The sequence below is a fragment of the Nonomuraea sp. CA-143628 genome (genome assembly GCF_050942315.1).
Classification (GTDB): domain Bacteria; phylum Actinomycetota; class Actinomycetes; order Streptosporangiales; family Streptosporangiaceae; genus Nonomuraea.
In genome coordinates this window covers 3,870,186-3,884,693 of the sequence record NZ_CP192072.1, presented here as the reverse complement: position 1 = coordinate 3,884,693, position 14,508 = coordinate 3,870,186, and the positions used below count along the sequence as shown (strand labels likewise).

Annotated in this window: 13 protein-coding genes; 5 read left to right on the top strand and 8 right to left on the bottom strand. The window is 69.1% G+C overall.

The window, feature by feature from the left end:
- Positions 1–2,517 carry a valine--tRNA ligase gene (gene valS, locus ACQP2T_RS18030; protein ID WP_433517276.1) on the bottom strand — a complete coding sequence of 839 codons (2,517 nt, stop codon included), beginning with the start codon at positions 2,515–2,517 and terminating at the stop codon, positions 1–3.
- A gap of 79 nt (positions 2,518–2,596) precedes the next feature.
- Between valS and ACQP2T_RS18025 the strand changes: the two genes are divergently transcribed.
- On the top strand, positions 2,597–2,881 hold the full coding sequence (locus ACQP2T_RS18025; RefSeq protein WP_357940820.1) for a DUF4235 domain-containing protein: 285 nt from the start codon (positions 2,597–2,599) through the stop codon (positions 2,879–2,881).
- Here ACQP2T_RS18025 and ACQP2T_RS18020 read toward each other — a convergent pair.
- Positions 2,814–4,247 (bottom strand): alpha,alpha-trehalose-phosphate synthase (UDP-forming), encoded by a 1,434-nt coding sequence (locus tag ACQP2T_RS18020; RefSeq protein ID WP_433517275.1) that lies wholly within the window; start codon positions 4,245–4,247, stop codon positions 2,814–2,816. The two genes, ACQP2T_RS18025 and ACQP2T_RS18020, sit on opposite strands and share 68 nt — an antisense overlap.
- A gap of 499 nt (positions 4,248–4,746) precedes the next feature.
- On the opposite strand from ACQP2T_RS18020, the gene paaI reads away from it, so the two are divergent.
- Entirely contained in the window at positions 4,747–5,115 is a 369-nt protein-coding gene (gene paaI / locus ACQP2T_RS18015; protein WP_433519789.1) for a hydroxyphenylacetyl-CoA thioesterase PaaI, read from the top strand.
- Positions 5,112–6,419: a phenylacetate--CoA ligase PaaK gene (gene paaK, locus ACQP2T_RS18010; protein ID WP_433517274.1), complete on the top strand. Its 1,308-nt coding sequence runs from the start codon at positions 5,112–5,114 to the stop codon at positions 6,417–6,419. The genes paaI and paaK overlap by 4 nt, the downstream gene beginning before the upstream one ends.
- An 84-nt stretch (positions 6,420–6,503) precedes the next feature.
- On the opposite strand, the gene ACQP2T_RS18005 is transcribed toward paaK, so the two are convergent.
- The 4 genes from ACQP2T_RS18005 to ACQP2T_RS17990 form a co-directional block, all read right to left on the bottom strand.
- Positions 6,504–7,301 (bottom strand): hypothetical protein, encoded by a 798-nt coding sequence (locus ACQP2T_RS18005; protein WP_433517273.1) that lies wholly within the window; start codon positions 7,299–7,301, stop codon positions 6,504–6,506.
- Positions 7,302–7,319: 18 nt separating this feature from the next.
- Positions 7,320–7,619, bottom strand: coding sequence for a DUF4193 domain-containing protein (locus tag ACQP2T_RS18000; RefSeq protein WP_020542847.1), 300 nt, complete (start codon positions 7,617–7,619; stop codon positions 7,320–7,322).
- 286 nt (positions 7,620–7,905) lie between these two features.
- A complete protein-coding gene (locus ACQP2T_RS17995) occupies positions 7,906–9,174 on the bottom strand; it encodes a sensor histidine kinase (protein ID WP_433519788.1) in 1,269 nt (422 codons plus the stop codon).
- A 38-nt stretch (positions 9,175–9,212) separates the two neighbouring features.
- Complete coding sequence (locus ACQP2T_RS17990) at positions 9,213–9,866, bottom strand: response regulator transcription factor (protein ID WP_225289202.1); 654 nt, start codon at positions 9,864–9,866, stop codon at positions 9,213–9,215.
- A gap of 241 nt (positions 9,867–10,107) precedes the next feature.
- On the opposite strand from ACQP2T_RS17990, the gene ACQP2T_RS17985 reads away from it, so the two are divergent.
- Together ACQP2T_RS17985 and ACQP2T_RS17980 are read left to right on the top strand one after the other, a co-directional pair.
- Positions 10,108–11,262, top strand: a complete 1,155-nt coding sequence (locus ACQP2T_RS17985; RefSeq protein WP_433517272.1) for an RNA-guided endonuclease InsQ/TnpB family protein — start codon at positions 10,108–10,110, stop codon at positions 11,260–11,262.
- Between the two features lie 198 nt (positions 11,263–11,460).
- Positions 11,461–11,625 carry a hypothetical protein gene (locus tag ACQP2T_RS17980; RefSeq protein WP_358549256.1) on the top strand — a complete coding sequence of 55 codons (165 nt, stop codon included), beginning with the start codon at positions 11,461–11,463 and terminating at the stop codon, positions 11,623–11,625.
- A gap of 98 nt (positions 11,626–11,723) precedes the next feature.
- Here ACQP2T_RS17980 and ACQP2T_RS17975 read toward each other — a convergent pair whose 3' ends face one another.
- Positions 11,724–12,521 (bottom strand): inositol monophosphatase family protein, encoded by a 798-nt coding sequence (locus ACQP2T_RS17975; RefSeq protein ID WP_433517271.1) that lies wholly within the window; start codon positions 12,519–12,521, stop codon positions 11,724–11,726.
- Positions 12,521–14,497 carry a prolyl oligopeptidase family serine peptidase gene (locus tag ACQP2T_RS17970; protein ID WP_433517270.1) on the bottom strand — a complete coding sequence of 659 codons (1,977 nt, stop codon included), beginning with the start codon at positions 14,495–14,497 and terminating at the stop codon, positions 12,521–12,523. The genes ACQP2T_RS17975 and ACQP2T_RS17970 overlap by 1 nt, the downstream gene beginning before the upstream one ends.
- Between the last annotated feature and the right edge of the window lie 11 nt (positions 14,498–14,508).

Sequence of the window (14,508 nt, the reverse complement as noted above, 5' to 3'; positions counted from 1 at the left end):
CTACTGCTCTTCGAGCGTGACCTCGACGGCGAATTCGGCACCGTCGTCGAGGACGAACTCCTCGACGTTGCCCGCGCCGCACAGGTCGTCCTGCGCCAGCCGTACCAGGGCGATCTCGGGGCCCGACACGGTGAGGCGGGAGACCTCGGCGCGCATCGACAGCTTGGCGGCCGACTTGGCCTTGCGGATGCGCCCGAGCACGTCGGAGGCCACGGCGAGCACCGCCGGATCACCCGCGCCCGCCGGGACCGACGGCCAGGCCGCGCGGTGGACGGAACCCGGCCGCCACCAGGACCAGACCTCGTCCGTGACGAACGGCAGGAACGGCGCGAAGAGCCGCAGCAGCACGTCGAGCGCCTGGCGCAGCGCCGCGTGCGCCGAGGCGGCCGCCGGGCCGCTCTCGTAGGCCCTGGCCTTGACCAGCTCCAGATAGTCGTCGCAGAAGGCCCAGAAGAAGCGCTCGGCGGCCTCCATCGCCCGGGTGTAGTCGTAGCCCTCGAACGCCTGGGTGGCCTCCTCGACCACCCCTGAGAGCTGGGCGAGCATCGACAGGTCGAGCGGCTCGGTGACCGCCGCCTCGGACTCCGGGAAACCGAGCACGAACTTCGACGCGTTGAGGATCTTGATGGCCAGCCGCCGGCCGACCTTGATCTGCCCGGTGTCGAACGCCGTGTCGGTGCCCGGCCGCCCGCTGGCCGCCCAGTAGCGGACCGCGTCGGAGCCGTACTCCTCCAGCAGCCCGAGCGGCGTCGTGACGTTGCCCTTGGACTTGGACATCTTCTTGCGGTCGGGGTCGAGGATCCAGCCCGCGATGACCACGTCACGCCACGGCAGCGTGCCGAACTCCTGGTGCGCCCTGACCACGGTGGAGAACAGCCAGGTGCGGATGATCTCGTGCGCCTGCGGCCGCAGGTCCATCGGGAAGACCCGGGCGAACAGGTCGGGATCCCGCTCCCAGCCGCCGGCGATCTCCGGCGTGAGGGACGAGGTCGCCCAGGTGTCCATGATGTCCGGATCGCCCATGAAGCCGCCCGGCACGCCCCGCTGGTCCTCGGTGTAGCCGTCAGGCACCTGCGAGGAGGGGTCGATCGGCAGCAGGTCCTCCGACGGCACCAGCGGACTGGAGTAGTCGGGCTCGCCCGAGGCGTCCAGCGGGTACCAGACGGGGATCGGCACGCCGAAGAAGCGCTGCCGGGAGATCAGCCAGTCGCCGGCCAGCCCCCGCACCCAGTTGTCGTAGCGGACCCGCATGTGCGGCGGGTGCCAGCGCAGCTCGGCGCCCCTGGCCAGGAGCTGCTCGCGCAGCTGGGCGTCGCGCCCGCCGTTGCGGATGTACCACTGGCGGGTGGTGACGATCTCCAGCGGGCGCTCGCCCTTCTCGTAGAACTTCACCATCCGCTTCGTGGCGCGCGGGTCGCCGTCCAGGTCGCCGGACTCGCGCAGCAGCTCCACGACGCGCTCGCGGGCGCTGTGGACGGTCTTGCCGGCCAGCTCTTTGTACGGCTCCTGCTCGACGCCCTCGGGCGGCTCGGGCAGCAGGCGGCCGTCCTTGCCGATGATCGGCCTGGTCTCCAGCGCCAGCTCGCGCCACCAGGTGACGTCGGTGAGGTCGCCGAACGTACAGACCATCGCGATGCCGGAGCCCTTGTCGGGCTCGGCCAGGTGGTGGGCCAGCACCGGCACCTCGGCGCCGAACAGCGGCGTCAGCACCGAGGTGCCGAACAGCGGCTTGTAGCGCTCGTCGTCGGGGTGCGCCACCAGGGCGACGCAGGCGGGCAGCAGCTCGGGCCGGGTCGTCTCGATCCAGACCGGCCCCTTCTCGCCGTAGAAGGAGACCCGGTGGAAGGCCCCCGGCCACTCGCGGTCTTCCAGCTCCGCCTGGGCGACGGCCGTACGGAAGGAGACGTCCCACAGCGTCGGCGCCTCGGCCAGATAGGCCTCGCCACGCGCCAGGGTGCGCAGGAAGGCCCGCTGCGAGGCGGCCCGCGCGCCGCCGTCGATGGTCGCGTACGTCAGCGACCAGTCGACGGACAGCCCCAGCCGCCGCCACAGCTCCTCGAACGCCTTCTCGTCCTCGAGGGTCAGCCGCTCGCACAGCTCGATGAAGTTGCCGCGCGAGACGGAGACCTGCCGCTTGGGATCGGGCTTGGCCGGAGGTGTGAAGTCCGGGTCATAGGGCACCGAAGGGTCACAGCGGACGCCGAAGTGGTTCTGCACCCGCCGCTCGGTGGGCAGGCCGTTGTCGTCCCAACCCATGGGGTAGAAGACCTCGCGGCCGCGCATCCGCTGGAAACGGGCGATGGTGTCGGTGTGCGTGTAGGAGAAGACGTGACCCACGTGAAGGGAACCGGAGACGGTCGGCGGCGGGGTGTCGATCGAGTAGATCTGCTCCCACGGCTTGGACCTGTCGAACCGGTAAATGGCGTCATCTTCCCAGCGCTCTACCCATACCTTCTCCAAGCCGTCGAGAGTCGGTTTCTCCGGCATGGCTGCATGGCGTAGTCGCTGCTGATTCATGCCTCCTTATGGTAGGGCTTCACCGGCCCAGGAGGCGTTGCAGACTAGGGTTCGTTACATAGCGGAAGGAGACGTTCGGATGGCAGACGACAAGCCTGACCTCGCCTGGCGGGTCATCGGGGGACTGGTCGGATTGGCCACCGCGTGGGCGGCACGCAAGATCCTCGGGTTCGTCTGGGTGAAGACCACCGGCAAGGAGCCGCCGATCGACACCGACTCACCCGAGGTCAGCATGGGCGAGGCCATCGGCTACGCCGTGGTGATGGGCGTCGGGATGTCCGTGGCGCAGATCGTGGTCAACCGGACCGCCAAGAAGCGGTATGAGGCGTGGAAGACGGTAAAGCAGGTGTCTCAAGGGCATTGAGGAACTCTCCTGCCCAGCGGTCCACGTCGTAGGTGGCTACCCGGCGGCGCATCGTACGCATCCGCCGGGACAGCTCGTGCGGCGTGGCCCGCATCGCCGTCATCATCTGGCGCTTGACGTCCTCGACGTCGTACGGATTGACCAGGTACGACTGCCGCAGCTCGTCGGCCGCCCCCGCGAACTCACTGAGCACGAGCGCCCCCCGCAGGTCGTGGTGGCACGAGACGTACTCCTTGGCGACCAGGTTCATCCCGTCACGCAGCGGTGTGACCACCATGACGTCGCTGGCCAGATAGAGCGCGGCCAGCTCCTCGCGGCCGTACGACTGGTGGAAATACTGGATCGGCTGCAGGCCGAGCATCGCGTGCTCGCCGTTGATCCGGCCGACCTGCAGCTCGATGTCGTCGCGCAGCCGCCGGTATTCGTCGACCCGCTCCCGGCTCGGCGTGGCGATCTGCACGAACACCGCCTCATTGGGCTGCAGCCGCCCCTCCTTCAGCAGCTCGCCGAACGCCTCCAGCCGCAGCCCGATGCCCTTGGTGTAGTCCAGCCGGTCCACCCCGAGCAGCACGTGCTCAGGATCGCCGAGCTCCGCCCTGATCTCCTTGGCGCGGGTCATGATGTGCTCTTGGCGCACCATCGTGTCGAGCTCGGCGAAGTCCACCGAGATGGGGAACGCCTGCGTGGTCACGATCCGGTCGTCGAGGAAGATCTCGTTCCCCTTGTACGGCAGGCCGAGCAGCCTGCGGCACAGCCGCCGGAAGTTGGCGGCGCCGCCGGGCAGCTGGAAGCCCACCAGGTCGGCCCCGAGCAGCCCTTCGACCAGCTCCTTGCGCCACGGCAGCCGCCAGAACAGCTCGACCGGCGGGAACGGGATGTGCAGGAAGAAGCCGATGCGCAGGTCCGGCCGGAGCCTGCGCAGCATGGCCGGGACGAGCTGGAGTTGGTAGTCCTGCACCCAGACGACCGCCCCCTCCTCCGCCACCTCGGCCGCGGCCTCGGCGAAACGCTGGTTGACGGTGCGGTAGGCGTCCCACATGCCCCGATCGAAGACCGGCGGCGCCACCACGTCGTGATAGAGCGGCCAGAGCGTGGCGTTGGAGAAACCCTCGTAGTAGAGCTCCACCTCGCGCGCCGAGAGCGGCACCGGGACCAGGCTCATGCCGTCCTGGTCGAAGGGCTCCAGGCGCTCGTCGGCGGCGCCGTGCCAGCCCAGCCAGGCGCCGTGCCGACGCTGCATGACGGGAGCGATGGCGGTGACGAGCCCGCCCGGGCTCCTGCGCCATGAGGCCGTCCCGTCCGGCTCGACCGTTCGATCCACCGGCAACCGGTTGGCGACGATCATAAACGAGTTACGGCCACTCACCCAGGTCCTCCTAGAGTCCATCCTCCATGTGCCGCGGGACACGGCACATGGTCGGCGGCCACCCGCTCGGGCTTCGCATGGGAGAGGATCGCGGCGACATGGGCGGCCGGCCTGACGATCCAGGCTTCGCCCCGCTTCCGCGCCCAGGGTCTTTACCAGGACTTGGGAGCGGTCCAATGCCGCGAACTCACGCACGGCGAGCGGCGCCGTAGTGACCTTGCCCAGGACCTGCACAAACAAACGCGAATCGCACATATCACCTAGTGCGGCGGTCACTGAGCGGGTTCGTCACACGACCGTTTCCATCCATGTGACGCTCCGTGGTTGGCTGAGGTCCTTTGGAGAGATACCCCCTTCGGCGCGGGAGAAGGGACGGTCCGAGGCGGTGGGCCGTGGGGATTCGGGCGTCTCTTGACAGAGATCAGGCTGGGCGGTGGAGTATTTACCGAACAGTCGGTCAGTTGAGCGGAGGAGACCTGCCTTGGAGAGCGCACGGCGCATGATGGACGCCGACACCGCCTCCGCGGCCCTGGGGATCGAGCTGACGGAGCTGGGGTCAGGGCGGGCGGTGTGCCGCATGGAGGTCACCGAGCGGATGATCAACGGGCACGCGCTGTGCCACGGCGGCTACGTCTTCCTGCTGGCCGACACCGCCTTCGCCTGCGCGTGCAACAGCCACGGCCCCGTGACGGTCGCGGCGGGGGCGGAGATCACTTTCGTCGCCCCGGCCCGGATGGGCGACGTGCTGACGGCCGAGGCCGCCGAACGTACCCGCTACGGCCGCAGTGGCATCTACGACATCACGGTGAAGAAGGCCGACGGTGAGGTGGTCGCGGAGTTCCGCGGCCGCAGCAAGGAGATGAGATGAGACTCGGCGCCGCACCTCAGCCCGGCGACCTCGACCCGATCGAGCGGGCTTCGCGCGACGAGCTCATGGCGCTCCAGCTGGAGCGCCTCCAACGGACACTCCACCACGCATACCAAAATGTCCCGAAATATCGGCAAAAGTTTGATGAGCATGGCGTGCACCCAACCGACTGCAAGGAGCTGGGTGACCTGGTGAAGTTCCCCTTCACCACGAAGCAGGACCTGCGCGACTGTTACCCCTTCGGCATGTTCGCCGTGCCACGGGAGCGGGTGGCGCGGGTGCACGCCTCCAGCGGCACCACCGGGCAGCCGACGGTGGTCGGCTACACCAAGAACGACCTCGACGTCTGGGCCGAGGTCATGGCCCGCTCGATCCGCGCCTCGGGCGGGCGGCCGGGCGACATCGTGCACATCTCGTACGGCTACGGCCTGTTCACCGGCGGCCTGGGCGCCCACTACGGCGCCGAGCGGCTGGGCTGCACGGTGATACCGGTCTCCGGTGGCATGACGCCCCGCCAGGTACAGCTGATCACCGACTTCCGGCCGGACGTCATCATGGTCACGCCCTCGTACATGCTGGCGCTGCTCGACGAGTTCGACCGGCAGGGCCTGGACGCCCGCGCGTGCTCGCTGCGCATCGGCGTCTTCGGCGCCGAGCCGTGGACCGAGGAGATGCGCGCGGAGATCGAGGACCGCTTCGACCTGGACGCCGTCGACATCTACGGCCTGTCCGAGGTGATGGGGCCGGGCGTGGCCAACGAGTGCGTGGAGTCGAAGGACGGCCTGCACGTCTGGGAGGACCACTTCTACCCCGAGACCGTCGACCCGTTCACCGGGGCCCCCGCCGAGTCGGGCGAGCTGGTCTTCACCAGCCTCACCAAGGAGGCGCTGCCGATCATCCGCTACCGGACCCGTGACCTGACCAGGCTGCTGCCCGGCACCGCGCGGCCGGCGTTCCGGCGGATGGAGAAGGTGACGGGCCGTACCGACGACATGATCATCCTGCGCGGGGTGAACGTCTTCCCCACCCAGATCGAGGAGATCGTGCTGCGCGTACCGGGGCTGTCGCCGCACTTCCAGGTACGGCTCACCCGGCCGGAGCGGCTCGATGTGATGACGGTCAGGGTCGAGGCGCGACCGGGCCTGGAGGACGGCACAGAGGCCCGCACAGAGGCAGGGCAGACGCTGCGCAGGGTCGTCAAGGACACGATCGGCGTGCACGTCGAGGTCGAGGTGGTGGACCCGGAGACGCTGGAGCGCTCAGTGGGCAAACTCCGGCGAGTCATCGACAATCGGGATCAATAGCCCGGCGGAGGTCGTCCCGAAGCGGGTGTCTCAAAGCGCGTCCCAAAGCGGGTGTCCCGAAGCGCACATCCCAAAGCGGGCGTCCTAAGGCCGGATCTCCGGCGAGCGGCTGCCGGGCGGCAGCTTGCCGCGCAGGTCGTCGCGGATGGCCTCGCCCAGCTTCTTGGTCGCCATCCGGTTGAGCGTGCCGCCGGCGACCGCGCCGGTCAGGAACGGACCCAGCGTGGTCAGGTGGCGCCCGAGGGTACGCATGAGGCGGTTGCGCAGGGCGGTCTTCGTGGCCGCGCCGAGCGCGAGGGTGACGGAGGCGGGCGCGAGGGGGTCGACGCCGCGCTGCTTGGCCCAGGCCGCGGCGAAGACGGCCGCGCGCTGCGTGCCGGTGCCCGAGACGCGTACGCCATAGACCTCGTGGAGCTCGGCCAGCAGCTTGACCTCGATGGCGGCCACCACGATGGTCTCGGCGACGAGCTGGGCCGGAGCGGAGAGGAGGAGGGGTGGGGCCGCGAACTCGGCCGCGGCGAGCGCTCCGCCGATGGCGCCGACCGTCATGGTCGCCTTCTGGGCGGTGCGCACCAAGTCGTCGGCGAGCTGTTCGCCGGTCAGGCCATGGTGGTGCTCGGAGAGCGTGTGCAGGTCTCTGATGGGGATGCGGGGCGCGATGTTCATGAACACATCCGCCAACCAGCGACCACGCCCGACTCCGGTCTCACGCGTCTTGCGCGCGCCGGAGGACAGAGCTCGGGCTAGGCGGCCGAGCAGCCGTCGCCGCTCGGCCGGCTCCAGCTCACCGGAGTCGGCGAGCTGACCTACGAGCTCGCCGACCTCTTTATCGGGGTCGGCGATCTCGTCGCCTGGTTGCCTGTCCTTCTCAGGTGCGGCCACGCGGAGCCTCCTCCTTCGTCAGGCGGCGCACTCCCGGCACACCTGCTGGCCGTTCTTCTCGGAGGCCAGCTGGCTGCGGTGGTGCACGAGGAAGCAACGCGAGCAGGTGAACTCGTCCGCCTGGCGCGGAATCACGCGCAGGCTGAGCTCTTCGTTCGACAGGTCGGCACCGGGTAGTTCGAGCGACTCGGCCAGATCGGTCTCATCGATGTCGATACTGCCCGACGACTTGTCGGTGCGCCGCGCCTGGAGCTCCTGGAGGCTGTCTTCCCCCAGGTCGTCGTCCGTCTTGCGCGGGCTGTCGTAATCGGTAGCCATCGTGCTTGCTCCATCCCCCTCATCTATACGTCTTCGCGCTCATCGCGCGTCTTCTAACGTCCAGGAGCCTCATCTTGTGCCCGTTCTGCCGGGGGAATTTTTGCATCGGTACCCGGCAGGAAGGAACCATGAACCTCCCAACACGTCAGGGCTCGCTGCCGTCGGCAATGGTTAGCCAAATATGGCGAAACCCACAGCCTTGGCGGCATGCCCCACCGTGTTCGACGGCACATCCAACCACATGTGCGGCGAGAACGAGACGCCCGCCGTGGTGCAACACGCCGGATCAGCGGCTCGGCAGCCGAATGGTCACCACAAGTCCTCCGCCCTCCCGCGGCACGGCGGTCACATTTCCGCCGTGCGCCTGCACAACAGCACGAACGATGGACAGCCCAAGACCAGATCCCTTCGCCGAATCCACACGATCCGCGTGGAGCCTCCGGAAGGGCTCGAACAGGCTGTTCACCTCGTACGCAGGGACATGCTGCCCTGTGTTGGCCACCTGAACAACCAGTGCACCGTCTACCATTCCCGTTCGGATCCATACTTTTCCGTTTTCCGGAATGTTGTACTTGACGGCGTTCTCGAGCAGGTTGCTGACGGACCGCTCCAAGAGCACCGGATCGCCTATGGTAGGCGCGCTGACCAGTTCGGTGGTGATGGTCACGCCGTTATCTTCGGCGAATGGGGTCACCTGCTCGACGGCCGTCTGCGCCACGTCCTTGACGTCCAGCGGCTTGCGTACCGCCAGCTCGCGTTCGCTCCTGGCGAGCAGCAGCAGCCCCTCGATGAGCTTCTCGTTGCGCGCGTTGACCTCGAGCAGGGTACGGCCGAGCGCCTTGAGGTCCTGTGACGCCTCGGGATCGGACAGTGCGATCTCCAGGACCGTCCGGTTGATCGTGAGCGGAGTCCGCAACTCGTGGGAGGCGTTGGCGACGAACCTTCGCTGGGTGTCGAAGGCGATGTTGAGCCGGGTGAGCATGGCGTCGAAGGTGTCGGCCAGCTCCTTCAGCTCGTCGTCCGGGCCCTCCAGGTCGATGCGCTGATGGGCCAGGGTGCTCTCGGAGAGCTTCTTGGCCGTGGTGGTCATCTGGCTCACGGGCCGCATCGCCCGGTCGGCGACGAAGTAGCCGAGGATCACCGCGAGGATGCCGACGCCCGCCAGCGCCATGAAGGAGCTCCGCAGCAGCGCGTCGCGGGCGCTGGCGACGGTCGCGTCCTTCGCGGAATACCACTGCGCGTGGACGATGGCGGCGTCGATGGCGTCGATGTTGTCGGTGTTGAGCTCCGGCCACACGTAGTTGATCGCTGTACCGACGATGATGTACATGGAGATGAGGAGCACCGCCGCGGCCACGAAGAACAGCGAGCCGTAAGCGATGGTGAGCCTCCATCGGATGCTCAGCTTGCCCGGCAGCGCCTTGACCACGTCTATCGTGGTCCGCTGCGGCCGGGCGTAGGACGGCGGCGGCGGGCCGTCCCAGACGGGCGGGCCGCTCGGCGGCGGCGCCTGCTCCGCCCGCGCCACGGCCCGCTCCGAGTGCGGGCTGATCATCGGATGCGTCGGCATCGCCTCGCGCTCCGGCCGTTGAGTCACAACTTGTATCCCACTCCGGGCACCGTCTCGATCACCTGCGGATCCCCCAGCTTCTTGCGCAGGGTCATCATCGTCACCCGCACCACGTTGGTGAACGGGTCGATGTTCTCGTCCCACGCCTTGTCCAGCAGGTCCTCCTGGCTGACGACGGCGCCCTCCGCCCGCATCAGCTCTTCCAGGACCGCGAACTCCTTCTTGGTGAGGATGACCTCCTTGCCCTCACGCTCGACCAGCCGCTTGCCCGGGTCCAGCCGGATCCCGCCCCGCTCCAGGACGGGCGGCAGGGCCGGCGCCGACCGGCGGCCGAGCGCGCGCACCCGGGCGACCAGCTCGACGAAGACGAACGGCTTGGCCAGGTAGTCGTCGGCCCCCAGGCCGAGCCCCTCCACCTTGTCGTCGACGTCGCCGGACGCGGTCAGCATCAGGATGCGCGAGGACGTACGCTGCTCCACCAGGCGGCGGCAGACCTCGTCCCCGTGCACGACCGGCAGGTCGCGGTCCAGGACGATCACGTCGTAGTCGATGTAGGAGGTGCGCTCCAGGGCGCCGCCCCCGTCATAGGCCACGTCCACCGCCATGGCCTCGCGCCGCAGACCGGTCGCGATCGCATCGGCGAGCACCCGCTCGTCCTCTACAACCAGCACTCGCACGACTGGCACCTCTCTCCGGATCCGCTGCTTCATTCTGCCCACACCTGCGATAAGCGCACGGTAAGGCATGTCAGAGCATGTGTGCCGCAAGGCACAGCCATTCATCTGAATGGTGGCACGGAGACCCGGTCCTTCGAGGCCGGGAGCAGCGCCACCCCTCCTTTCGAAAACAGTGTGGAAAGACTCGGTAACGTTCGGTAATATGTGCGGTGGGTGAGGTTCCTGTGACAGGAGGTGCGCGATGGCGGTCCGCCGCTCCGCCACCAAACGCCACGGCCTGCCCACGATCGTGCAATTGCGACTCACGCCCACCCCGGCCCAGGCCGACGCGTTGGCGGCGGCGGTGCTGTTGTGTAATCAGGCGGCCACCGTCGTCTCCCGGCTGGCCTGGCAGCACCGCACCTTCGCCGTGGTGGAGTTGCACCGGCTGGCCTACTACGAGGTGCGCGGGCAGGTGACCGGGCTGGGTGCGCAAGCGGCCGTGCGGGCGATCGCCCGGGTCGCCGACGCCTACGCCAACCGGCGCGCCAGCAAGAAACGCGCCCACATCTTCCGCCCGCACGGCGCCATCCCGTACGACGCCCGGCTGATGAGCTTCAATCGTGACGCCCGGACCGTGTCGCTGTGGACCCCCACCGGCCGCGTCGCCGTCCCCTACACCGGTCGGCCAAAAGACCTCAAAGCCGTGGACACGTTGCCGGTGGGCGAGGCCGACCTGGTCTGCCGGCGCGGGGTGTGGCTGTTGCAGGTCGCCCTCACCCTGCCGAAGCCGGTGGTGCGTGAGCCGGTCGGCGGTTTTGTGGGGGTGGATCAAGGGGTGGCGAACCTGGCGGTCACCTCCGATGGTGCGGTGCTGCCCGGCCCAGCTCTGCCCAGCCGAGTCGATGGTAACGGCCATGTCCGCACTCTGCGGGAGCGGCGGCATCGCCAGCGCCGTCGGCTGCAGAAGAAGGGCACGTCTGCGGCGCGGCGTGTGCTGCGTCGTCTGTCCGGTCGTGAGCATCGGATGATGACCGACCTAAACCACCAAATCAGCAAATATGTGGTGCGTGAAGCCGAACGCACCGGCCGTGGTGTCGCCCTGGAGGATCTTCAGGGCATCCGCGACCGGGTAAGGGCTCATCGGTTCCAGCGGCGCACCCTGCACAACTGGGCCTTCGCCCAGCAGATCACCTTCACCCGCTACAAGGCCGCCCGAGCCGGGGTCGCCTTCCTGCTGGTCAACCCTGCGTATACGTCGCAGGCGTGTCCGGAGTGCGGGTGTGTGTCCAGGGCGAACCGGCCGGCGCGGGGCCGGTTCGTCTGTACAAGGTGTGGCCTCGCTGGGCACGCCGACCACATCGCGGCCCGCAACATCGCCGCACGCGGCGTCGCGGGCTGGGCTGTTATCAACTAGCCACACGCTACCGGCCTCCCTTCACCCAGACGGGACCGTGAGAGCAAACCACCAGATTCAACCGGCGGTAGTTGATGTTTCGGTATGCGGTAGGCCGGGGTATGGATGCTGGACACCCATCGCCGTGTGTCTTATTTGGGTTCCACACGCGCGCGGTGGGCGCTCTTCGCTCCGCAACCCCTGAAGAGAGTAGGTGAGATGGGCGAGTTCACGACCACGATCGAAAGCCGCCTCGACCAGGCTTACAAGGGCCTTCGGGAGGCCCGGTGCACCGGCGACGACTACCTCGCCGACACCCTCACCGCCGAGATCGAGGACCTGCGCCGCATAGCGGATGACAACGGCGTCCCGTTGCCTCATTGATCGGCACCCCGGTGTGACGAAACGGCCGGAGCCCTGGACAAGGGCTCCGGCCGTTTTCGCGCCGTGTCGGGATCGCCGTGTCGGGGATCCACGCGCCGTCAGGCGTCGCGCTGGGGATCCAGCGGTACGAGCAGGTCGTGCAGCTCGTCGAACAGCCCCGGCGCCGCGCAGAGCACGAAGTCGTTGCTGTACGGCCGGCCGTTCAGCCCGCCGATCCTGGCCCCCGCCTCCGTGGCGACCAGCCCGGCCGCGGCGAAGTCCCAGTAGTTGGTGCCCCGCTCGTAGTAGGCGTCCACCCGTCCCGAGGCCACTGAGCAGAGGTCGACGGCGCACGAGCCGCCACGCCTGATGTCGCGTACCCGCGGCAGCACCGACGCCAGCACCTGAGCCTGCACGGCCCGGCGCTCGCGCAGGTAGCCGAAGCCGGTCGCGACCAGCGCCTGCGACAGCGGCACCCCGGTGTTGCAGCGCAGCCGCTCGCCGCCGAGCCAGGCGCCCCGGCCGCGCGCCGCGGTGAACACCTCGCCGCGCGGCACCACGTTCACCACGCCCGCGACGATCTCGCCGCCCACCTCGACGGCGATCGACACCGCCCACTCGGGCAGTCCGTACAGGAAGTTGACCGTGCCGTCGATGGGGTCGACGATCCAGCGCACGCCGGAGTCGCCGGCGGCCTCGCCGCCCTCCTCCCCCAGGACGCTGTCGCCGGGCCTGGCCTCCAGGACGCGGGCGCGGATCAGCCGCTCCGACGCCGTGTCCAGGGCGGTGACGACGTCGGTGGGACTGGACTTGGTCTCGACGACCTCCGACATCGTGGGCCGCTTGGCGAGCAGCATGTCGCCCGCCTCGCGCGCGATCTCCTCGGCCAGTTCGAGCAGGGTCTGCGGATCGGTCATCACGCCACCGAGTCCGGGCGCTTCCACTCCTGGCCAAGGACGTGCTGGCCGAGGAAGGCCAGAACGGTCTCGTACCAGGCGACGGCGTTGCCGGGCTTGAGTATCCAGTGGTTCTCGTCGGGGAAGTACAGGAACTTCGACTCGACGTTGCGGCGCTGCAGGTCCCACCACAGGCGCAGCGCCTCGCCGATCGGCACCCGGTAGTCCTTGTCGCCGTGGATGACGAGCATCGGGGTGGTGATGCTGTCGAGCCCGTGGTGCGGGGAGAGCTTGGCGTAGCGCTCGGAGCCGGGCTCGCCCATCTCGCGCTGCCAGTACTGGGCCGCGTCGGTGGTGCCGGCGAACTGGTCGAGGTTCCACAGGGCGGCGTGGGTGACGATGGCCTTATAGCGGTCGCTGTGGCCGGCGATCCAGTTGGCCATGTAGCCGCCGTAGGAGCCGCCCATCGCGCCGATCCGCTCGCCGTCGATGTCGTCCCTGGCCACGACCACGTCCACGATCGCGTCGAGATCGGCGAGCGTACGCGGACCCCAGTTGCCCCACCCGCGATCGATCATCTCCTGACCGTAGCCGGTGGACAGGCATGGGTCCGGCAGCAGGACGGCGTAGCCGTGCTGGACCATGATCCAGGGGTTCCAGCGCCACTGCCAGTCGTTCCACGACGCGACGGGACCGCCGTGGATCCAGAGCAGGATCGGCGCCGGGTCGTCGGCCGAGGCCCCCTTGGGCAGCGTGAGCCAGCCGCGGATCGTGGTGCCGTCGTCGGTCGTCGCGGAGACCTCGGTGAGCGTGCCGGGCAGCTCGGGGCGTGGGGCGGGCGAGGGCAGGTCGGTGATCTCACCGGTGGCGGTGTCGATCCTGGCCGGGCCGTGGGTGCGGTCGACGCCGCTGTGCAGCGCGTAGACGAACCGGCCGTCGGCCGAGGCGTTGAGCCCGAGGTAGGCGGCGTCGTCCTGGGTCAGCCGGGTGACCTCCCCGTCCAGCGGCACGCGGAAGATCGGGCGGCGGCCCCGCTGGTCGGCCGCGAGGTAGACGGCCGACGAGTCGGGCGCCCACTCGACGTCAGCCGGGAACAGGTCGGGCGCATAGGTGCGGCCCGCGCCGGTGGCCAGGTCGCCGATCCACAGGTCGATGCGGACGGAGACGTCGAGCTCGGCCAGGCGCTCGCGCGCGCAGGCGACGCGGGTGCCGTCGGGCGAGACCGCGATCGGGCCGTAGAAGTCGTGGCCCTCCTGGGTGAACAGCGTGCGCCGCTCACCGGTGGCCACGTCGATGGCGACCAGGTCCACCCGCTGCTCGGCGTCCGGCAGGAGGGTACGCCAGGTCGAGATCACGGTGGCGCCGTCGGGCGTGAGCGCGAAGGTGACGTCGCGCAGCCCCTCGCCCGGGTCGGGCGTCAGGTCGCGTACGTCCTCCAGCCGGTCCGCGCCGAGCCTCGCGGCGAACAGCCGGGTGTGGCCGGGGCCGAGGTCGTGGTCCCAGTAGCGGACCGGGTAGCTCTCGTGCAGGATCGCGCTGATGCCGGCGTCCTTGCGCGTCTTGCGGCGCTCCTCCTCGGCCGCCTCCTCGCCGGTGAGCACGTCGGCGGCGAACACCACCACGTCACCGGCCGTACGGAAGGCGCCGACGCCGCCGGGACGGGCGGCCACCTGCCGGGCCTCGCCGCCCGAGCGGGGCAGCAGCCACAGCGAGGGCACCTCGTCGGTGGCGTCCTTGACGGTCGGGTCGGGACGGGCCGAGGTGAACAGCACGTCGCCCGCCTCGGTGAACTCCGCCGCGCTCTCACCCTTGGCCGAGCGGGTCAGCCGGTACGGCTCGCCGTCGATCGGAATGGCCCAGAGCGCGGTGCCGTACGACTTGCCGTCGGGGTTGAGGGACTGGACCGCGGAGATCAGCCGGGAGCCGTCGGGCGAGAGCTTCAGCGAGAGAACCCGGGGGATGGCAACGTAATCACGAATATCGTCGAATGCGCTCACTCCATCGAACC

Bases quoted from the DNA above. Each gene is read 5' to 3' on its own strand.
- valS (WP_433517276.1), bottom strand. From the start codon at position 2,517: ATGAATCAGCAGCGACTACGCCATGCAGCCATGCCGGAGAAACCGACT.
- ACQP2T_RS18025 (WP_357940820.1), top strand. From the start codon at position 2,597: ATGGCAGACGACAAGCCTGACCTCGCCTGGCGGGTCATCGGGGGACTG.
- paaI (WP_433519789.1), top strand. From the start codon at position 4,747: ATGATGGACGCCGACACCGCCTCCGCGGCCCTGGGGATCGAGCTGACG.
- paaK (WP_433517274.1), top strand. From the start codon at position 5,112: ATGAGACTCGGCGCCGCACCTCAGCCCGGCGACCTCGACCCGATCGAG.
- ACQP2T_RS18000 (WP_020542847.1), bottom strand. From the start codon at position 7,619: ATGGCTACCGATTACGACAGCCCGCGCAAGACGGACGACGACCTGGGG.
- ACQP2T_RS17995 (WP_433519788.1), bottom strand. From the start codon at position 9,174: ATGATCAGCCCGCACTCGGAGCGGGCCGTGGCGCGGGCGGAGCAGGCG.
- ACQP2T_RS17985 (WP_433517272.1), top strand. From the start codon at position 10,108: ATGGCGGTCCGCCGCTCCGCCACCAAACGCCACGGCCTGCCCACGATC.
- ACQP2T_RS17980 (WP_358549256.1), top strand. From the start codon at position 11,461: ATGGGCGAGTTCACGACCACGATCGAAAGCCGCCTCGACCAGGCTTAC.
- ACQP2T_RS17975 (WP_433517271.1), bottom strand. From the start codon at position 12,521: ATGACCGATCCGCAGACCCTGCTCGAACTGGCCGAGGAGATCGCGCGC.